Annotated in this window: 18 protein-coding genes; 13 read left to right on the top strand and 5 right to left on the bottom strand. The window is 71.0% G+C overall.

What is annotated here, in order from left to right; all coding sequences use genetic code 11:
• The first annotated feature begins 22 nt into the window (after positions 1-22).
• From paaK to ACFFQA_RS37685, 3 genes are all read left to right on the top strand, one after another.
• A complete protein-coding gene (gene paaK / locus ACFFQA_RS37695) occupies positions 23-1,273 on the top strand; it encodes a phenylacetate--CoA ligase PaaK (protein ID WP_377862630.1) in 1,251 nt (416 codons plus the stop codon).
• Complete coding sequence (locus ACFFQA_RS37690) at positions 1,266-1,862, top strand: TetR/AcrR family transcriptional regulator (RefSeq protein WP_377862609.1); 597 nt, start codon at positions 1,266-1,268, stop codon at positions 1,860-1,862. Before paaK ends, ACFFQA_RS37690 begins: the two co-directional genes overlap by 8 nt.
• Positions 1,863-2,087: 225 nt before the next feature.
• Positions 2,088-2,564, top strand: a complete 477-nt coding sequence (locus ACFFQA_RS37685) for a VapA/VapB family virulence-associated protein (protein ID WP_377862608.1) — start codon at positions 2,088-2,090, stop codon at positions 2,562-2,564.
• Positions 2,565-2,764: 200 nt separating this feature from the next.
• On the opposite strand, the gene ACFFQA_RS37680 is transcribed toward ACFFQA_RS37685, so the two are convergent.
• Positions 2,765-3,337, bottom strand: coding sequence for a helix-turn-helix domain-containing protein (locus ACFFQA_RS37680; protein WP_377862629.1), 573 nt, complete (start codon positions 3,335-3,337; stop codon positions 2,765-2,767).
• A 30-nt stretch (positions 3,338-3,367) separates the two neighbouring features.
• Here ACFFQA_RS37680 and ACFFQA_RS37675 point away from each other — a divergent pair, with 30 nt between their 5' ends.
• Together ACFFQA_RS37675 and ACFFQA_RS37670 are read left to right on the top strand one after the other, a co-directional pair.
• Complete coding sequence (locus ACFFQA_RS37675) at positions 3,368-4,309, top strand: NAD(P)/FAD-dependent oxidoreductase (RefSeq protein ID WP_377862607.1); 942 nt, start codon at positions 3,368-3,370, stop codon at positions 4,307-4,309.
• The gene (locus ACFFQA_RS37670) at positions 4,306-5,157 is read left to right on the top strand and encodes a class I SAM-dependent methyltransferase (RefSeq protein WP_377862606.1); all 852 of its coding nucleotides are present in this window, start codon (positions 4,306-4,308) and stop codon (positions 5,155-5,157) included. The genes ACFFQA_RS37675 and ACFFQA_RS37670 overlap by 4 nt, the downstream gene beginning before the upstream one ends.
• A 72-nt stretch (positions 5,158-5,229) precedes the next feature.
• On the opposite strand, the gene ACFFQA_RS37665 is transcribed toward ACFFQA_RS37670, so the two are convergent.
• A complete protein-coding gene (locus tag ACFFQA_RS37665) occupies positions 5,230-5,583 on the bottom strand; it encodes an HflX-like GTP-binding protein (RefSeq protein WP_377862605.1) in 354 nt (117 codons plus the stop codon).
• 160 nt (positions 5,584-5,743) lie between these two features.
• Here ACFFQA_RS37665 and ACFFQA_RS37660 point away from each other — a divergent pair, with 160 nt between their 5' ends.
• From ACFFQA_RS37660 to ACFFQA_RS37645, 4 genes are all read left to right on the top strand, one after another.
• Complete coding sequence (locus ACFFQA_RS37660) at positions 5,744-6,358, top strand: DUF6230 family protein (protein ID WP_377862604.1); 615 nt, start codon at positions 5,744-5,746, stop codon at positions 6,356-6,358.
• The gene (locus ACFFQA_RS37655; RefSeq protein ID WP_377862603.1) at positions 6,358-6,723 is read left to right on the top strand and encodes a DUF6114 domain-containing protein; all 366 of its coding nucleotides are present in this window, start codon (positions 6,358-6,360) and stop codon (positions 6,721-6,723) included. The genes ACFFQA_RS37660 and ACFFQA_RS37655 overlap by 1 nt, the downstream gene beginning before the upstream one ends.
• Positions 6,720-7,271, top strand: a complete 552-nt coding sequence (locus tag ACFFQA_RS37650) for a hypothetical protein (RefSeq protein ID WP_377862602.1) — start codon at positions 6,720-6,722, stop codon at positions 7,269-7,271. The genes ACFFQA_RS37655 and ACFFQA_RS37650 overlap by 4 nt, the downstream gene beginning before the upstream one ends.
• Before the next feature lie 194 nt (positions 7,272-7,465).
• A complete protein-coding gene (locus ACFFQA_RS37645) occupies positions 7,466-7,786 on the top strand; it encodes a DUF4326 domain-containing protein (RefSeq protein ID WP_377862601.1) in 321 nt (106 codons plus the stop codon).
• Positions 7,787-8,018: 232 nt separating this feature from the next.
• On the opposite strand, the gene aspS is transcribed toward ACFFQA_RS37645, so the two are convergent.
• Together aspS and ACFFQA_RS37635 are read right to left on the bottom strand one after the other, a co-directional pair.
• The gene (gene aspS / locus ACFFQA_RS37640) at positions 8,019-9,311 is read right to left on the bottom strand and encodes an aspartate--tRNA(Asn) ligase (protein WP_377862600.1); all 1,293 of its coding nucleotides are present in this window, start codon (positions 9,309-9,311) and stop codon (positions 8,019-8,021) included.
• 346 nt (positions 9,312-9,657) lie between these two features.
• Entirely contained in the window at positions 9,658-12,030 is a 2,373-nt protein-coding gene (locus ACFFQA_RS37635) for a transglycosylase domain-containing protein (RefSeq protein WP_377862599.1), read from the bottom strand.
• Between the two features lie 902 nt (positions 12,031-12,932).
• Between ACFFQA_RS37635 and ACFFQA_RS37630 the strand changes: the two genes are divergently transcribed.
• The 4 genes from ACFFQA_RS37630 to ACFFQA_RS37615 all read left to right on the top strand — a co-directional run bounded on the left by ACFFQA_RS37630 (position 12,933) and on the right by ACFFQA_RS37615 (position 17,012).
• Positions 12,933-13,622 (top strand): FadR/GntR family transcriptional regulator, encoded by a 690-nt coding sequence (locus ACFFQA_RS37630; protein WP_377862598.1) that lies wholly within the window; start codon positions 12,933-12,935, stop codon positions 13,620-13,622.
• Positions 13,619-14,395, top strand: a complete 777-nt coding sequence (locus ACFFQA_RS37625) for a creatininase family protein (protein WP_377862597.1) — start codon at positions 13,619-13,621, stop codon at positions 14,393-14,395. Before ACFFQA_RS37630 ends, ACFFQA_RS37625 begins: the two co-directional genes overlap by 4 nt.
• A gap of 104 nt (positions 14,396-14,499) precedes the next feature.
• Entirely contained in the window at positions 14,500-15,459 is a 960-nt protein-coding gene (locus ACFFQA_RS37620; RefSeq protein ID WP_377862596.1) for a CE1 family esterase, read from the top strand.
• Positions 15,456-17,012 (top strand): AbgT family transporter, encoded by a 1,557-nt coding sequence (locus tag ACFFQA_RS37615; protein ID WP_377862595.1) that lies wholly within the window; start codon positions 15,456-15,458, stop codon positions 17,010-17,012. Before ACFFQA_RS37620 ends, ACFFQA_RS37615 begins: the two co-directional genes overlap by 4 nt.
• Before the next feature lie 21 nt (positions 17,013-17,033).
• Here ACFFQA_RS37615 and ACFFQA_RS37610 read toward each other — a convergent pair whose 3' ends face one another.
• Positions 17,034-17,825 carry a maleylpyruvate isomerase family mycothiol-dependent enzyme gene (locus tag ACFFQA_RS37610; RefSeq protein WP_377862594.1) on the bottom strand — a complete coding sequence of 264 codons (792 nt, stop codon included), beginning with the start codon at positions 17,823-17,825 and terminating at the stop codon, positions 17,034-17,036.
• Positions 17,826-17,855: the final 30 nt, after the last annotated feature.

Below are 17,855 nucleotides of genomic sequence, written 5' to 3'. Positions count from 1 at the left end.
GAGCCTGGACGCCGCCGAGCGGATGTCGGCGGACGAGCTCGCGGCGCTCCAGCTCGAACGTCTGCAGTGGACTCTTCGGCACGCCTACGCGAATGTCCCCTTCTACACGAGGAAGTTCGACGAGGCGGGGGTGCACCCCGACGACTGCCGGGGGCTCGAAGACCTCGCGAAGTTCCCGTACACCACCAAGAACGACCTCCGTGACAACTACCCGTTCGGCATGTTCGCGGTGCCGACCGAGCAGGTGCGCAGGCTGCACGCATCCAGCGGCACGACCGGCAAGCCCACCGTGGTCGGCTACACCGAACGCGACATCGACACGTGGTCGGAGGTGATGGCCCGCTCCATCCGCGCGGCGGGCGGGCGTCCCGGGCACAAGGTGCACGTCGCCTACGGTTACGGCCTGTTCACCGGCGGGCTCGGCGCGCACTACGGCGCGGAGCGCCTCGGGTGCACGGTGATCCCGGCATCGGGCGGGATGACCGCGCGCCAGGTGCAGATCATCACCGACTTCCGGCCCGAGATCATCATGGTGACGCCGTCGTACATGCTGACGCTGCTCGACGAGTTCGACCGGCAGGGCATCGACCCGCGCTCGTCCTCGCTGCGGGTCGGCATCTTCGGCGCGGAGCCGTGGACCGAGCAGATGCGCGCCGAGATCGAGCAGCGGATGGACATCCACGCGGTGGACATCTACGGACTCTCCGAGGTGATGGGGCCCGGCGTGTCCAGCGAGTGCGTCGAGACCAAGGACGGCCTGCACGTCTGGGAGGACCACTTCTACCCCGAGGTGGTCGACCCGTTCACCGACGAGGTGCTGCCCGACGGCGAGCACGGCGAACTGCTGTTCACCTCGCTGACCAAGCAGGCGCTGCCGATCATCCGGTACCGCACCCGCGACCTGACCCGGCTGCTGCCGGGGACCGCGCGCCCGATGCGCCGGATGGAGAAGGTCACCGGCCGCAGCGACGACATGATCATCCTGCGCGGGGTGAACGTCTTCCCGACGCAGATCGAGGAGGTCGTGCTGCGCACCCGCGGCCTGGCCCCGCACTTCCAGCTGGTGCTGACCCGGCGCGGCCGGATGGACCACATGACCGTGCGGGTGGAGTCCGAGCCGGGCGTCACCGAGCCGGGCGCGGCGACCGAGCTGCTGCGCGGCATCAAGGACGGCGTCGGCGTCACGGTGGACGTCGAGGTCGTCGAGCCGTCCACTTTGGAGCGTTCGGTCGGTAAGCTCCGTCGGGTGATCGACAGGCGACGTGATGGCTGAGCCGGGCGCCCGGCGCGGGCGGCCGGGCTACGACCTGGAGTCGCTGCTGGTCGTCGCGGTGAAGCTGTTCAACGAGCGCGGGTACGACGGCACCAGCATGGAGGAGCTGTCCCGCAAGCTCGGCATCACCAAGTCCGCGATCTACCACCACGTGCCGAGCAAGCAGGAGCTGCTGCGGCTGGCCGTCGACCGCGCACTGGACGGGCTGTTCGCGGTCACCGAGGAGCCGCGCTCGCTGGACGGGCGCGCCATCGACCGCCTCGAACACGTGGTGCGGCGCAGCGTCGCGGTGCTGGTGGAGCGGCTGCCGTTCGTGACGCTGCTGCTGCGGGTGCGCGGCAACACCAAGGTCGAGCGCGCGGCGCTGGCCCGCAGACGGGAGTTCGACCACCTGGTCACCGAACTGGTCACCCAGGCGGCGGCCGAGGGCGACCTGCGCGCGGACATCGACCCCGCGGTCACCAGCAGGCTGCTCTTCGGCATGGTCAACTCGCTGATCGAATGGTACCGCCCGCGCGGCGGCATCGACGCCGACGCCCTCGCCGACGCGGTCTGCACCATCGCCTTCGCCGGGCTGCGTGTGCACTGAACCCGGCACTCCGGGAGCGGGGAATACCGCGAAGAATTGACCCGGCAAAGTCGGCGAAGTTCATCAGCGGTTCAAAGACGGTCGATTATCGGTTCACCCGAGCAGCTCCTTGCGACAATTGCCGGAATGCATTGTCACCCGCACAGGGACTTCACGTTGAAGCAATAATGGAAACATCATGGTGGCCGCACACTAATCTTTTCCTCATGGGCAAGGAGAGCCACCATGACCGCAGCACTGAGCCCGAGTGAACTGAGCCCGACGCATCCCGCTCTGCGCGCGGCCACGATTCACAGCCTCGGGCGCAGGCTGGACGCCAGCGAGATCCAGAAGTTCCTGGAAGACCTCGTCAGCTCCTCCGTCCCCGCGCCGACCGGCGCGACCGCGTCGGCAAAGATCGCGATCTGGGGCAAGGTGACGTGCGAGCCGGACGGCCAGCCCTGGCAGTACGACACCACCATCTGGGGCGGGCCCGCCTACTTCGGCAGCTCGGTGGGCTTCCTGTACACGGCCTACCGGTCCTGGGACGAGTTCTTCCGCAACGTCACCTCCGTGCACGTGCAAGGAATCATTTCCGGCGGTGGCATCCTGCAAATCAACTGGTTCAACCAGGGTGGTACACCGGTCGGCCAGTTCAACGGTGCGGCCGGGGGCATCGGCGTGCTGGAGGCAGGCGGTTCGGGCAGGTGGAGCCACAGGTAACCCACGTCGCCGGTTCCGGCTCTCGGCGAATTCTCCCCCGTCACCGGAACACGTCGAACGACGGCTGTGACGACGTCAGCGAGCGACGCGTGACCGCGACGTCCGGCAACCGGCCGTTGCCCGGTCGCACCCAGGACACCGCACACCAGTCGGTGTGCGGTGCTCCTTTCTGTCGGCGGCACGGGGGCGCGAGAGCGCGATCAGGACCGGCCGGACCTGGGCTTCGTCCTCAGGTGCATGCGCTCGCCCTGCGGGCCGAACAGGCTCAGGATCTCCACCGGGCGCTCGTCCGCGCAGCCGAACCAGTGCGGGACGCGGGTGTCGAACTCCGCCGCCTCCCCCGGCCGCATGACCACGTCGTGGTCGGCGAGGACCAGCCGGAGACGGCCGCTGAGCACGTAGAACCACTCGAAGCCCTCGTGCGTCCGGAGCTCGGGGGTGTTCCGGCGCGGCGGGATGACCATCTTGTACGCCTGGAGGCCGCCGGGCTGGCGGGTCAGCGGGTAGATCGTCATGCCTCCGCTGCGCACCGGCGACGGCTTGATCCTCGGGTCGTCCACCTCGGGCGCGCCGACCAGCTCGTCCAGCGGGACCTTGTGCGCGCGGGCGATCGGCAGCAGCAGCTCCAGGCTCGGGCGGCGCTGCCCGGACTCCAGCCGGGACAGCGTGCTCACCGAGATCCCGGTGGCCCTGGACAGCGCCGACAGGGTCGCCCCGCGTTCCTTGCGCACCCGCTTGAGCCGAGGGCCGACCTCGTTCAGCACCGCTTCCATCGGATCCATTCCGTTATTGCAGTTTCAGCAATGAAGTTTGTCAATAGTGCCGCCTCCGGCGCAGTGTGGGTCGCGGAGGTGGTCGAGATGTACGACGTGGTCGTGGTCGGCGGCGGAGCGGCCGGCCTGAACGCCGCGCTGGTGCTGGCACGGGCGCGCAGGCGGGTGCTGGTGGTCGACGCGGGTGAGCCGCGCAACCAGCCCGCAGCGCACATGCACGGTTTCCTTTCCCGCGACGGGATGCCGCCGGGCGAGCTGCTCGCGGTGGGGCGGGAGGAGATCGCCCGCTACGGCGCGGAGGTCCGCGCGGGACGCGCCGAGTCCGTGCGCCGCGAGGGCGCCGGTTTCGTTGTGGGGCTGGCCGACGGCAGCGAGGTGGCGGGGCACCGCCTGGTGGTGACCACCGGTCTGCGCGACGAGCTCCCCGAGGTCGAGGGGCTGCGCGAGCGGTGGGGCGCCGACGTGGCGGCCTGCCCCTACTGCCACGGGTGGGAGGTCAGGGACCAGCCGCTCGGCGTGCTCGGCACCGACCCCCGGGGCGCGCACCAGGCGTTGATGGTGCGCCAGTGGTCGGCGGACGTGGTGTTCTTCGGCTCCGGGCTCGACGAGCCGGACCGGGCGAAGCTGCTGGCGCGCGGCATCCGCGTCGTCGACAGCGACGTGGTGAAGGTACTGGTGGAGGACGACAAGCTCGTCGGCGTCGAGCTGGCGGACGGCTCGCACGTCGCGCGCTCGGCGTTGTTCGTCCCCACAGGGCTCTCCGTGAACGACGGGCTGCTCGGGCAGCTCGGCGCGGAGCACACCGCCGACGGGCGGACAACCGTGCCGGGGGTGTACGCGGCGGGCAACGTCGTGGACCCGATGGCACAGGTGGTCATCGCGGCCGCGCAGGGCGCCAAGGCCGCGATGACCCTCAACAACGACCTCGTTCTCGCTGAGGCGACACTCGACAGAAGGGTGCACGGGCTGTGAGTGGACACAAGCACCACGACCACCTCGACTGGGACAACCGGGGTGAGGTGTTGGAGCGGGACGCCGAGGTCATGTCACCGCTGCTGGAGCAGGCTTTCCAGTGGCTCCAAGGGTTTCAGGCCACCCCTGAGCGCGTGCTCGACATCGGCAGCGGCCCCGGCGTCGCGAGCTCGCTGCTGGCCGGACTGCACCCCGGAGCGGAGGTCGTCGCGGTCGACGGGGCTCCCGCGCTGCTGGAGCGGGCGAGAGCGCGGGCTCAGCGGCTCGGCGTCCCGATCGGGACCCGCCTCGCCCAGCTGCCGGAGGAGATCGGCGATCTCGGCAGCGCGGACGTGGTCTGGATCGGCCAGGTGCTGCACCACCTCGGCGACCAGGAGGCGGCGCTGGCGGAGCTCGCGGGCCTGCTGCGGCCCGGCGGCGTGCTCGCGTTGATGGAGGGCGGCCTGCCGTTCCGCTTCCTGCCGCGCGACATCGGCATCGGCGAGCCCGGACTGCAGTCCAGGCTGGACGCCGCGGTGGACCTCAGCTTCAACGAGATGCGCGCGGAGCTGCCGGACAAGGTGGCCGTGGTCGAGGACTGGCCGGCGCTGCTCGACCGCGCCGGGATGAAGCACATCGGGACGCGCACGTTCCTCGTCGACCACCCCGCGCCGGTCGACGGGGACAAGCGCTCCTACATCCGCTCCACCATCGAGAACTGGTCGAAGTTCGCGGCGCAACGCCTGTCCGACGAGGACAACGCGACGCTGGCCCGGCTGCTCGACCCGGAGGACGAGGCGGGTGTGCCGCGGCGGCCGGACGTGTTCGTGCTGGGCGCCAGGACGATCTACCTGGCGACCACGCGGTGACCTGGGGCGAGCGCGCCACGCGTTCCCCGTCCAGCGGGGGATGCGTGGCGGCTGGCGTGCGCGCGGAGCGGGTCAGGTCAGCTCGGCGGCGCTGATCACCTTGGCGCTCAGGCGTTCCTGGAGCACCTCGCGTTGACGGGCGGTCAGGTCGTTCACGAAGACCACCAGATCCGCCTCGGTCTCGGCCACCAGCGCGGCGATCTCGGCGGCCTTGCCCTCGCTCACCACGGTGCGGCGCGACAGGGGCTGGTCCAGCTTCGCCACCCCGCCCGCCGACACCCCGCGCCGCTGGACGACCCGCCCCACCACACTCCCACCCCGAGCGGTCACCCGGCGCGAGAGGTCGTCCACGACCGCCTCGTGGTCCTTGCGCTTGGCGGAGAACAGCCCCACCAGCACCACGGGGACTCCGCCCAGCTCCGTCACAGCCGCGGCTCCGTCATGGTCGCAGCGTAGCCGGACCACACTTTCCGGTGATCGCCGCTGCAGATGCCACCCTGGGAGGGGTGGCCGGACCACGAGTGGTCCCGGTGGGCCTAGGATGCAGCGGTTTCCGTTGCCTCCCAAGCCTGTCTGCGAGATCTCCATGACCGAGGACACGCCGGCCCAACCCTCCCGCCCCGGTGGCCGAACCCGCTGGTCGCGGTTCGCGCTGATCGTCACGATCAGCACCGGTCTGGCGGGCGGGCTGGTCGTCGCCACCGCGAGCGCGGCCCTGCCCACCTCGTTCGCGCTGTCCGGGGCCAACTTCAAGTTCTCCGCGAAACGCGTGGAGGGCAAGGGCTTCGCGCAGTTCGTCGGCCTGGGCCAGGAGTCCGGCCGCTCACCCATGGCGGTGACCGGGATGGGGACGGCGACCGTCAGCGGACTGTGCTTCTCGGCGCTGGTGCCCACCCCGGTCGGCGCGGTGACCCTGCGCGCCGAGGCGGGCCGGGACAAACCGGTCGAGGCGCGCAACCTGGTGCTGAACCTGACCGAGATGCACGCGGAGGCCACCGCGACGAACCTGACGCTCGGCGTGGACGCGGCCCGGATCGACCGGGGCACCGGGATCAGCGGCCGGGCCGGGGACTACGCGCACCAGGCCGAGCGGATCGTGATCACCGACCTGAAGGCGAACGCCAGCACCACCACCGCGGGCACCTTCCGGCTCACCGGCCTGACCATCTCGGTGCGACCGGGCCGTCAGGAGTGCTTCTGATGAGCGCGCCGAGCGCTCCCGACCGGCGCTTCGCCGCCTGGTGCGGCGGACGGCCGTTCGCCGCCGGGCTGCTCGCGGTCGCCGCGGGCGTGGAGATCGCGCTGCTGCCGATCACCGGCTACGAGTTCCTGCTCGTCCAGGGCATCGGCGGGGTCGGCTCGCTGCTCACCGCGATCGGCCTGATCGCGGGCGGGGTCGCGCTGTGGCGGTACCCGCACCGGGCACGGGTGATCGGCGCGGGTGTGCTGCTGCTGGCGTTCGTCGCCTACCTGGTGGCCAACCTCGGCGGTTTCCTGGTCGGCATGGTGCTGGCGCTGGTCGCGGGTTCCCTCGCGCTGGCCTGGCAGTCCGGTGAGCCGGGATGAGGCCGCGCGGGCTGACCCGGCTCACCGTGCTGCTGCTGGTGGCCACCACCGTGCCGGGGCACGCGGAACCGGCGCCCGGCTGCGCGCCCGACCGGCTGCCGAAGGCGGTCCCGGAGCAGGGCAGCGCCGAGGAACGGCTCGCCGCGGACATCCTCGCCGCGTGCCTGACCCAGTCCCCCGCGCCCCAGGCCCGGTCCCGCCCGGCGGCCAACCGGCTGCGGGCCAGCTCGGTGACGGCGAAGTCGGTCACCCCGGCGCTCGGCGTCACCGTCAGCATGGACGCCACCTCGCTGAAGATCGTCGACGCCACCCTGGTGACAGCAGGTGGGCGCACCGAGTTCCGGGTCGCCGACGCCGAGCTGGGCACGGTGGAGCTCCAGGCGACCTCCTTGTCCGGCAAGCTTTTCGGGCTCATCCCGATCACCCTCGGCGGCGGGCTCCCGGTGCCGCCGCTGCCGTTGCCCTACGTGAAGCTGACCGATGTGACCGTGGACGGTGTGACCGTCACCGCGCGCACCGCCGCACTGCGCGAGGTCACCGGCGACTGAGCCACGTCCTGCACCTCGCCGGTGTGTCCCGTTCGAGGAAACTCCGAGGACTTGCAGGACACAGCCCGTACAACGGTGGGTACCCGTGCGGTACGGGTTGCGCCGGGCATCCGCCCAGTGGGCCCGTGCGAGACGAAGCTGACCGACCGTGGGGTGGGCTGCGCGCGCCGCCCACCCCGTTCAGGAGGACACCGATGGCCACCACGGTCGTGAACCTCAAGGGCCACCTCAACGACCCGGACTTCGCCGACGTCGTTTACGTCGGCAGGCCGATGCACCGGGGCGGCTGGAAGCTCGCGGGCTCCCCGCTGGCGAACCCGTTCCGGCCCGGCAGGGACGGAACCCGCGAGGAGGTGATGGCCCGCTACCGCGAGTGGCTGCTGGAGCGCCCCGAGCTGCTGGCACTCCTGCCCGGCCTGCGCGGCCGCAGGCTCGGCTGCTGGTGCGTGCCGTTGCCGTGCCACGCCCAGGTGCTCGCCGAACTGGCCGACCGCGGCGAGGGCCTGTCCGACTAGGCCCTGTCCTGCACGCGATAACACCACCCCACCACCCCCTGGTCCCCGCCTCACCACCCCCGGGCACCCTCACCCCCCGCGCCCCTCATTTCGCGTTTTGTAGCCTTAATGCGAATTGGGAACGCTCTCTCGCGCAACAAGGTGACAAAACGCGAAAACTCGACCACGCCAGCCGGTCCATGCGTGCATGGGGGCGCGGGGGGCGGCGGCACGGGACGACGGGCGACGGGCGCTAGGGGCGCAGTCGGTGCAGGTCGCGTGGGAACAGCGTGGTCTCCCGGATGTTGGCCAGGCCGAGCATGCGCGCCGTCCAGCGCTCCAGCCCGATGGCGAAACCACCGTGCGGCGGCATGCCACCCGCGAACACGTCGAGGTAGTCCACATAGGACTCCGGTTCCTGGCCGCGTTCGTCGAGCGCGGCCAGGTAGTCGGAGTGCCGGTGCAGCCGCTGTCCCCCGGTGACCAGTTCCACGCCACGGAAGAGCAGGTCGAAGCTGTTGGAGTACTCGGGGCGCAGCGGGTCGGGATGGGTGTAGAAGGGCCGCTTCGCCATCGGGTACCCCGTGACGAACAGGAACTCCGAGCCGTGCTCGCGCGACGCCCACTCCGACAGCCACCGCTCGTGCGCGGGTGCGAGGTCGGGCTCCCCACGCGGGTCCCACTCCGTGTGCCGCGCAAGCAACTCCTGGGCCTCGGCGAAGTGGACCGCCGGAATCTCCTCCGGCACAACGGGAAGCGCGACGGAGAGCAGCTCCGCGGCGGCGGGTGCCCGCACGCTGACCGCCTCGACCATGCCCGCGATCGTGGTGCGCAGCAACGCCATCACGTCGCGGTGGTCGGTGATGAACCCGATCTCCGCGTCCAGGCTGGTGTACTGGGCGAGGTGCCTGGTGGTGTCGTGCGGCTCCGCGCGGAACACCGGCCCCACCTCGTAGACCCGCTCGAACACACCGACCAGCGCCTGCTTGAAGAACTGCGGCGACTGGGCGAGATAGGCGCGGCGGCCGAAGTAGTCGATCCCGAAGACGTTCGCGCCGGACTCGGTCGCCGAGCCCACGATCTTGGGCGTGTGGGTCTCGGTGAAACCCAGTTCGTCCAATGTGGACCTGAACCCGGCCACCCCCGCCGAGGCGACTTCGAACCGCGCGCGCAGCCTCGGGTGCCGCAGCGCGAGCGGGGCGTTGTCCAGCACGGTGGGCAGCGACGCGGCCACGGTCGGCCGGTAGAGGTCGAACACCGGCCGCCGCGCGGGCTCGCCGAGCGGGGTGATCACCGGCCGGACGATCTCGGCCCCGCCAGGGGCCCTCGGGTTCGCCGAGACCAGCCCGGCGACCTCGACGACGGACTCCTCCGTCGGCAGGGCGGTCTCCGCACCGGGCAGGACGACCTGCGCCAGTCCGGAGCGGTCCCGGACGACGACGAAGGTGACGGACTTCAACTGTCGCAGGCGGTGCACCCAGCCTGCGATCCTGACGTGCTCGCCGGCTCGCGCGGGCAGGTCGGCGGCGAGGGAACGAGAGATCATCACACTCCTCGTGTGTGTGCGATCCCTTGGGAGTGCGGGCGAGAAGGGGACTCGCGGTACCACCGCACCTTCTCCGCCCCCGGACGGACCGGGGGCGGACTCGTCGCGGCCCGGTCACGGGGGCCGGCCGGCGGGGCATGGGGCGACCGGGTCCCGGCCGCCGTTCCTCCCCGCACTCGGGAGGGTCTTCACCATGGGGCGCGAGGCCGCCTTCCCAGCTGCCGGCGGCTCTCTCCGGCTCGCGTGGTCCCTGGCTACTCGTCTCCGTCAACGCGTTGCCGAGCAGCGTAAGGCCGCTCGGCGCACCGCGCCTCCGATTATCCCGACACGTCCACTGTGGACGGTGCTAGCCGCCGTCACCCTCGTCGGGGGGTGTCGTCGTCGTTGGGCGCTTGGACGTCGAGGACGTGCACGGGTTGAGCCAGGTGGGCACGCAGCTCTTGGACGTCGTGGTCGCCGGAGTGCCGCTCAGCTCGGACGGCGCCGTCGAGGAGGGCGGCGTCGTGGTGGTGCTCGGCTGGGTCGTGGTCGTCACCGGGTCGTCGAACTGGCCGATCGGGTTGGGCTTCGGGAACTGCTTGACCGGCTGGTTGCCGAGGTAGGAGTCCATGAACTCCTTCCAGATGTGCCCCGGCTCGTCCTTGCCGTAGATCGGGTGGTTGCGGGATCCGCAGCAGTCGCCCCGGATCGCCTCGAACCCGTCCCTGCCGACCCACACCGCGGTGGAGACCTGCGGGGTGTAGCCGACCATCCACGCCTTGGCGTTGTCGGTCTTGTCGAGCTCGTGGGTGCCGGTCTTCGAGGCGACGGGACGGTTCTTCGCCAGCGAGAGGTTCGAGGACCTCGCCACGTCGATCATGGACGCGGTGACGTTGCGCGCCAGGTCGACGTTCTTCTCGCTGTCGCTCTTGTCCAGCGTCTGCTGGGGGCCGATCACGACCGACTCGTTGTACCGGTCCGTCTCGTTGCTGCCCTCCCGGAAGACCCGTTTGACGAAGTGCGGCTTGCGGTAGGTGCCGTCGGCGGCGAAGGTCGCGTAGGCGCTGGCCATGTCCCTGGGCCGGACCCGGGTCGCGCCACCACCGATGGCGATGTTGAGGTCCGGGCTGGCGCCGTTCTTGCCCAGCAGCAGCGGCTCGCCCTTGCGGATCTCCGTGGGGATACCGGCGGCGAAGGCGGCCTCGGCGACCTTCATGGTGGTCAGGTCGGCGGCCATCTTCATGAAGACGGTGTTGACCGACTGCGTCATCGCGTCGCGCACCGAGCACTGCGGGCCGCAGGTGCTCTTGTTCCCGGAGTTGTTGACCTTGCGCCCGAGGATCTCGATGCCCGAGGTGCCGTCGTAGACGCTGCCGAGGCCGATGCCCTTCCTGAGCCCGGCGAGTGCGACGAAGGGCTTGAAGGACGACCCCGGCTCCTGCAACGACGAGGCGTAGTCGATGCCGGTGCCGTTCTCACCGCCGTAGTAGGCGATGACGCCACCGGTTTCGGGGTTGATCGCGGTCAGTGCGCTGCGCAACCCCTCCTTGTTGTTCTTCATGTACTTCGCGACCGCTTGCTCGGCGGCCTTCTGCGCAGCGGGATCGATCGTGGTGACGACCTTCAGGCCGTCGCGCTTGAGCGTGTCGTCGCCGTAGCCCGCGGCTTCGAGCTCGGCCAGCACCTGCTCCTGGATGTGCAGGCTGGGGCCGGAGACCGGGTTGCGCTTCATCGCCTGGGCGCGGGGGATGGTCTTCGGGAACGGCAGGGTCTTCGCCTGTTCCTGGGTGATGTAACCGTTCTCGGCCATGCGCCGGAGCGTTTCCTCGCGCCACTTCTTCTCGGTGCCCGCGCGCTCCTTCTCCGGGTCGAGCCGGTACGGCGCCTGGATCACCGTCGCCAGCAGCGCGGCCTCCGCCGGGTCGGTGACCTCCTTGACGCTCTTGCCGAGCAGCGCGCGAGAGCCCGCATCGATCCCCATGGCACCGCGCCCGAACGGGATGATGTTGAGGTAGCCCTCCATGATCTGCTCTTTGCTCTGCTCGTTGTTCATCTTGAACGACTTGACGAGCTCTTTCCACTTGCGAGCGTAGGAGTTGTCCTTCTCCCCGGTGGACACCTTGATGTACTGCTGGCTGATGCCGGAGCCACCACCGATGCCGGCGCTGATCTGGTTGAGCACGGCACGCGCGATACCGATGACGTCGAAGCCGGGGTTGGTGTAGAAGGACGAGTCCTCTTTCGCGGTGATGGCGTCGCGGACGATCTTCGGCACATCGTTGTGCGAGACGTACGCACGGGTCCCGCCCTCCGGCACGAGCTTGCTGAGCTCCGTCTCGCCGTCGGAGTAGTAGAGCGTGACCGTCTTCTCCTGCCTCGCGATGACGTCCTTCGGGGCTTCCACCGAGACGAGGAAGTAAGTGATCACGAAGGCGACGATCGGCCCGATGACCGCCAGCGCGCCGGCGACGTAGCAGGTGCGGCGGACGCGGCGCCAGATCTTCTTCTTGCGCAGCGCGCGCTCTTCCTCCTCCGTCAGCTCGTCGTCGTCCCGGTCGTCGTCGTAGCCGTCACCGTGGTGCTCGTAGTCGTCGTCGCCCGGCAGCGGCTCCCGATGGGTCAGCAGCTGCGGTTCGCGCGGGTAGTCGTCCTCCTCGACCGGGGCGATGACCTCGGTCTGGGCCTGGATCATCTCGGTCGGCGCGTCGGCAGGGTCGCGGCGCGGAGGCACTCGCGGCACGAAGCCACCCGGGCGCACCTGGGCGCCCGGCCCCGGGGGTCTGCCGGGGCCACTGGGACCGCCGGGCCCCCCGTTCGGTAAACCGCGCTGGGGGGCGCCGGGCAGCTTGCTGGTGGCGGGATCGCCGGGGTGCGCGCCGGGGCCGTTGGGGATGTGCCTGGTCTGGGCGGGGTCCTGGGGTCCGCCGGGTCTACCTGGCGGCGGCCCCATGGGTCTGCCGCCGGGCGGGGGCCCGGCCGGGTTGCCCCTCGGTGGGGTGATCGGCGGCCGGTTCTGGCCCTGCTGTCCCTGGCCCTGCTGCCCCTGGCGCTGCTGCCCCTGGCCCTGGGGTCCCTGCCCCTGGGGTCCCTGCTGCCCGCGCGGGCCGGGCCCCGCCGGGGGTGGTCCGGCCTGCCGCGCTCCTCTGGGGGGAACGCCACGCTGCGGGCCGCCCTGGGGACGGCTGGGGGGCGGCGGTGGGGGCGTGTCGGCGTCTGCGTCGTCCCATTCCGGGGTCCAGAAGCCGGTGCTCTCGGTGGGGCGCTCGGGACCGGGACCGGACTCGCTCCGGCGACCCGGGTGACCACCCCGGTTGCGTTCGTCGTTCACGCCTCAGCCTCCACAACCGACGCCGCCCAGTACCTGACCGCGGCCCGGGACACAGACAGACCTCCACCTACACGTCGCCGTCGAACGTGAGCGCAAAAAGCCTGCCACATCGTCAAGACGCGTCTTGTCCCGGGCTCGTCCGGCGACGGACGCCCAGGCCAGCGCGGCTGGGCCGCGAAGCGGTGAAAGGTTGCCCGAGTTCGAGGAATTCAGTCGAAACGCGGACAGGTAAAGACGGCAAAACAAGAAAGGAGACAAATGCGCCCTCGGTACTGGGCTTGACCGGATGAGAGATCAAGTGATTTAGTCACTTTATGAGTCGAGCCGAGCAGACCCTGTCCGAGCGCCTGGCCGAGGACATCGTCGGGATCATCCGCGCCGAGCGGCTGGGGCCGGGCGAGGCGCTGGCCTCCTCCCGCGACCTGGCGCGACGGCTCGACGTCACCACGCCGACCGTGCGCGAGGCGCTGCGACGCCTGGAGGCGACCGGCGTGGTGGAGCTGCGGCACGGCTCGGGCACCTACGTCGGCCCCGGCATCGACCGGCGGCTGATGGCCAACCCGCACCGCCCCCGGATCGACCGCGACTCGGTGCTGGAGCTGGTGGACGCGCGGCTGGTGCTGGAGCCCGCGATCGCGGCCGCCGCCGCGCGGGCCAGGACCGCCGACGCGGTCCTGCGGCTGGAGTCGGCGTGCGCGAACGCCTTGCAGCCACCGGACGGCGACGTCCGTCCGGCGTTGCACTTCCACGTCGCGCTGGCCGAGGCCAGCGGCAACGGCCTGCTCCGCGAAACCGTGGAGGCGCTGCTGCACACGCGGTCGCGGGAACAGGTGGCGATCCGGCACCAGTACGACGACCGCGTGCGCGACCACGCCGAGCACGTCGAGATCTGCGCGGCCGTGCGCGACGGCGACGCCGACGCGGCCGAGCGGCTCACCCGCGATCACCTGAGCGCGATCCGCGCGGCGGTGCTGGCCGCCGACCTCCCCGGCGGCGAGTCGTGAGCGGGCGGGGAACCGTGCGGCGGTTGGCCGAGCTGACCACGGAAGAGGCGGCGTCCGCGGTGCAGAACAGCCCCTTGGTGATCATCCCGGCGGGCGCCTTCGAGCAGCACGGCCCGGGAATGGCCCTGTCGACCGACCTCGTCCGCGCCGAGCACGTCGCCGACCGCGTCGCCGCCGAGGTGGACGGCCTCGCCGTGGTCGGGCCGTCGCTGCCGCTCGGCGTCTCGCCGCACCACATCGGCTTCGCGGGCACGATCACCCTGAGCACGACGACCTTCGCGGCCGTGGTCCGCGAGTACGTGGACAGCCTGCACCGGCACGGCTGGCGGAGGGTGCTCGTGGTGACCGGGCACGGGGGCAACAACGCCAGCCTCACCACGGTCGCGCAGGACCTGCTGGTCTCCCACCCCGACCTGGAGTTCGCGTGGACGCCGGTGACCGCGCTCGCCGCCGAGGCGGTGGCCGGGATGGGGGTCGGCGAGGTGCACGGCCACTCCGGTGAGGCGGAGACCGCGCAGATGCTCTTCCTCGCCCCGCACCTGGTCCACCCGGACCGCCTGGTCGCGGGCACGACCTCGCTCGCCGAGCTCGACCCGACGGCACGACTGTCCAGAAGGGGCGGTCACCCCACCCTCACCCTCCGCTACGACCGGCTCAGCGCCACCGGCGTGCTGGGCGATCCCCGCAGGGCGACCGCGGCCGACGGAGAGTCCATTGTGGACGCCGTCGTGCGCAGGATCGCCGAGTTCGTCAGGGCCTGGCCGACCGCCTAGCCCGGCGAACCCCGCCGTCCGCGCGAGCGCCACCGCGCCCGCGCCGGCCGAGCGCGCCAGCACCACCTCCTGCGTCCTCGTCAGAGCCGACGAAAGGGACAGCGATGAAGACACGCCTGCTCGCAACGGGCCTCGCCCTGATCGCGATGGCGGCCGGACTGCCCGGCACGGCCACGGCGGCACCACGGCCCGGCGCCGAACGCTGCGACCGGCCCGCCCCACAGCCAGCGAACACCAGCGCGCTGCACCACATCACCAGCGGCGGCCGCGACCGCACCTACCAACTGCACCTGCCGGACGGCTATCGAGACCGGCGCGCCTGGCCGGTGGTGCTGGCCTTCCACGGTCGCGGCAACACGGGAGCGGGGACCGAGGAGTTCTCCGCACTGTCCACGCTGCCCGCGATCCTGGTCTACCCCAACGGTGTCGTCGGCACCGGCGAAGGCAACCGCCAGGCGTGGCAGGGCGCTCCCTACGCGGCCCCCGGTGTGGACGACGTGGCATTCACCCGTGACCTGCTCGACGCGCTCGAAACCAGCCTGTGCGTCGACCCGCGCCGGGTCTACGCCACCGGCAAGTCCAACGGCGGGGGCTTCGCCGCCCTGCTGGCGTGCGAGGCCGCCGACCGGATCGCCGCGATCGCGCCGGTCGCCGGGGCGTTCTACCCGACCGGCCGCGAGTGCCGGCCCTCCCGCCCTGTCCCGGTCATCGGGTTCCACGGCACCGCGGACGTCACCATCCCCTACGACGGCGACGCCGACCGCGGCCTGCCGCCGATCCGGGACTGGACGGAGCAGTGGGCTGCGCGTGACCGCTGCCGGATCTCCCTGCCACGGAAGGAGATCCGTCCAGACATCACGATCTCCCGGTGGATCGGCTGCGCGCGCGGGGCCGAGGTCGAGCACGTCGCGGTCGCCGGTGGCGGCCACACCTGGCCGGGCGCGGACAGCTACAGCGGCGGTGGTCGCACGACGCAGACCATCGAGGCGCACGAGCTGATCTGGCGCTTCTTCCGCGCCCACCGTCTCCCCGGCGCACCCTCTACCGGTCGGGTGAGCCGATGAGCACTCCCGCACAGGGCAGCCCCGCTCCGGACACTCCCCCGGCCAAGCTGCCGCGCCTGGTGCGCGCCATGGGGGTGATCGAGCGAGCGGGCAACGCACTGCCGCATCCGTTCTGGTTGTTCTGGCTCCTCTCCCTGGTGCTGGCCGTGATCAGCGCGATCGCGGCGGGGTTCGGTGTGTCGGTGGTCTCGCCGGGTGACGGCAAGACCGTGGTCGTGCGCAACCTGCTCAGCGGGGACGGGCTGGCCATGGCGCTGTCGACCATGGTGGAGAACTTCGCCACGTTCCCGCCGATGGCCACGATCGTCGTGGTGATCATGGGTGTCGCCGTTGCCGAGCGCAGCGGCTTCCTGACCGCCCTGATGCGCCTTGGCCTGTCCAGGGTGCCCGCGTCCTGGGTGGTCTTCGCCGTGGCGTTCGCCGGAACGGTCGCCCACGTGGCGTCGGCCGCCGCCTACGTCATCCTGGTTCCCTTGGGTGGCTTGGCTTTCCGCGCGGTGGGCCGGTCGCCGATCCTGGGCATCGTGGTGGCGTACACGGCCATCGCCTCCGGCTACGACGCCAGCCCGGTTCCCACCCCCAACGACGCCATCTTCGCCGGGATCACCACGGCCGCGGCCCGGATCATCGGGCCCGAGGTGACCGTGTCGCCGCTGAGCAACTGGTTCTTCAACATCGCCTCCTCTCTGCTGCTGGCCATCGTGATCACCTTGGTGACCAGGTTCGTGCTCAGCAAGCGCCCGGACCTGGATCCCGATCCGGACGCCGACCTCACCGACCTCGGCGACCTGGTGATCGACAAGCGCGAGCGGTCGGCGCTGCGCCGCGCGCTGCTGGTCATCGTCCTCGCGCTGGTGGCGCTGACCCTGGCGGTGCTGCCCGGTTCCTCTCCGCTGCGCGGCGAGGGCGGCAGCCTGGTGGACTCCCCTCTGCTGGACGGGATCGCCGCGGTCGTGGCGTTCCTGTTCGGTACGGCCGGAATCGTCTACGGCGCCCGGTCCGGCTCGATCACCAAGGCCGCCGACGTGCCGAAGCTGATGGCGGAGGGCGTCCGCCAGATGGCCCCGGTCCTGGTGCTGTTCTTCGCCATCGCCCAGTTCCTGGCCTACTTCGAGTGGACCCACCTCGGCGATGTGCTCGCGGTCCGTGCCGCCGAGGTGTTCCGCACCAGCGGTCTGCCGATCGCGGTGGTGTTCCTGCTGGTGCTCGTGGTGCTGACGCTGGTCAACATCATGGTCACCAGCGGAACGGCCATGTGGTCGATGGCAGCTCCGGTGCTGGTGCCGATGCTGATGCTGGTCGACGTGTCCCCGGAGACCGCCCAGGCGCTGTTCCGGATCGCCGACTCCGGCTCCACCGCGATCACACCGATGAGCCCGTACTTCGTGATGGCGCTGGGCTTCATGCAGCGCTACCGGAAGAAGGCGGGCATCGGCACGCTCGCCTCTTACACGCTGCCGCTGGCCATCGCCATGACCACCGCGTGGACCCTGCTGTTCTTCGCGTGGTGGCTGCTGGGCATCCCGTGGGGTCCGGGAGTTCCGTCACGGTGACACCCGCGGGCCACCGGCCGATCACCCGAAGCCGACCCGCTCCAGCCAGAAGTCGAGCAGCTCGGCGTCGCCGATGACCTCGACTCCCGCGCTGCGAGCGGGTCGCCTCCGGTAGAGCACCAGCAGCAGGTCGGCCAAGGGTGCGCGCACCGCGACGGCCGCCTTCTCGTGTGCGCTCCGCCACTGGATCAGCTCACCGGTGAGGTCGACCACCCACTCCGCCCCGGCCTCCTCCGGGGTGTCGGTGGCGTGGAAGTGCAGCGTCCGCCCGGGCCCGAGCAGCTCACGCATCCCCGGGTGGAACTCGAACATCTGCGGCAGCGCCAGCAGCTCCAGCCACTCGTCCACCGCGTCGAGCAGGACGTCGGTCGCGGCCGTGAACTCGATGCCGAGTGCGAGCTCGGCGTCGGCACGGTGGACCAGCGTCTCGTGCGCGAAGCGGCGGGCGAAGAACCGCGACCTGTGCCCGGGAAGCGGCGTCCACACCTCGGCGTCGGGGCCGATCTCTCGCAGCGCCTCCTCCAGCCCGGCCCCGCACTCGACGAGCCAGGGCACCAGTGCCTCCGGGTCCTCGTTCGCACAAGCGGAGAGGTCACGGAAGTTCGTGTCCGACGGTGGTTCTGTGGCCCTCGTCCGCGCGATCGTCTCGACCCAGCGCTGACCACCGCCGAGGTGCCGCACCAGCTGTCCGACGTTCCAGCCGGGACAACTGGGCACGGGCACGGACATGTCGGCGTCCTTGATGCTGGTGGCCAGCAGATCGGTCTGCGCGATGATCTCGGCGCAGTAGCGTTCGAAGCTCAAACGACTCATGCCACGACCGTAACCGGCACCTCCGACAAA

Source organism: Allokutzneria oryzae, assembly GCF_042429765.1.
Classification (GTDB): domain Bacteria; phylum Actinomycetota; class Actinomycetes; order Mycobacteriales; family Pseudonocardiaceae; genus Allokutzneria; species Allokutzneria oryzae.
Note: the sequence above shows the minus strand (reverse complement) of the source record. Positions and strands in the feature narration are given on the sequence as shown.

Bases quoted from the DNA above. Each gene is read 5' to 3' on its own strand.
- paaK (WP_377862630.1), top strand. From the start codon at position 23: ATGTCGGCGGACGAGCTCGCGGCGCTCCAGCTCGAACGTCTGCAGTGG.
- ACFFQA_RS37690 (WP_377862609.1), top strand. From the start codon at position 1,266: ATGGCTGAGCCGGGCGCCCGGCGCGGGCGGCCGGGCTACGACCTGGAG.
- ACFFQA_RS37685 (WP_377862608.1), top strand. From the start codon at position 2,088: ATGACCGCAGCACTGAGCCCGAGTGAACTGAGCCCGACGCATCCCGCT.
- ACFFQA_RS37680 (WP_377862629.1), bottom strand. From the start codon at position 3,337: ATGGAAGCGGTGCTGAACGAGGTCGGCCCTCGGCTCAAGCGGGTGCGC.
- ACFFQA_RS37675 (WP_377862607.1), top strand. From the start codon at position 3,368: ATGAAGTTTGTCAATAGTGCCGCCTCCGGCGCAGTGTGGGTCGCGGAG.
- ACFFQA_RS37660 (WP_377862604.1), top strand. From the start codon at position 5,744: ATGACCGAGGACACGCCGGCCCAACCCTCCCGCCCCGGTGGCCGAACC.
- ACFFQA_RS37655 (WP_377862603.1), top strand. From the start codon at position 6,358: ATGAGCGCGCCGAGCGCTCCCGACCGGCGCTTCGCCGCCTGGTGCGGC.
- ACFFQA_RS37650 (WP_377862602.1), top strand. From the start codon at position 6,720: ATGAGGCCGCGCGGGCTGACCCGGCTCACCGTGCTGCTGCTGGTGGCC.
- ACFFQA_RS37645 (WP_377862601.1), top strand. From the start codon at position 7,466: ATGGCCACCACGGTCGTGAACCTCAAGGGCCACCTCAACGACCCGGAC.
- aspS (WP_377862600.1), bottom strand. From the start codon at position 9,311: ATGATCTCTCGTTCCCTCGCCGCCGACCTGCCCGCGCGAGCCGGCGAG.
- ACFFQA_RS37630 (WP_377862598.1), top strand. From the start codon at position 12,933: ATGAGTCGAGCCGAGCAGACCCTGTCCGAGCGCCTGGCCGAGGACATC.
- ACFFQA_RS37620 (WP_377862596.1), top strand. From the start codon at position 14,500: ATGAAGACACGCCTGCTCGCAACGGGCCTCGCCCTGATCGCGATGGCG.
- ACFFQA_RS37615 (WP_377862595.1), top strand. From the start codon at position 15,456: ATGAGCACTCCCGCACAGGGCAGCCCCGCTCCGGACACTCCCCCGGCC.
- ACFFQA_RS37610 (WP_377862594.1), bottom strand. From the start codon at position 17,825: ATGAGTCGTTTGAGCTTCGAACGCTACTGCGCCGAGATCATCGCGCAG.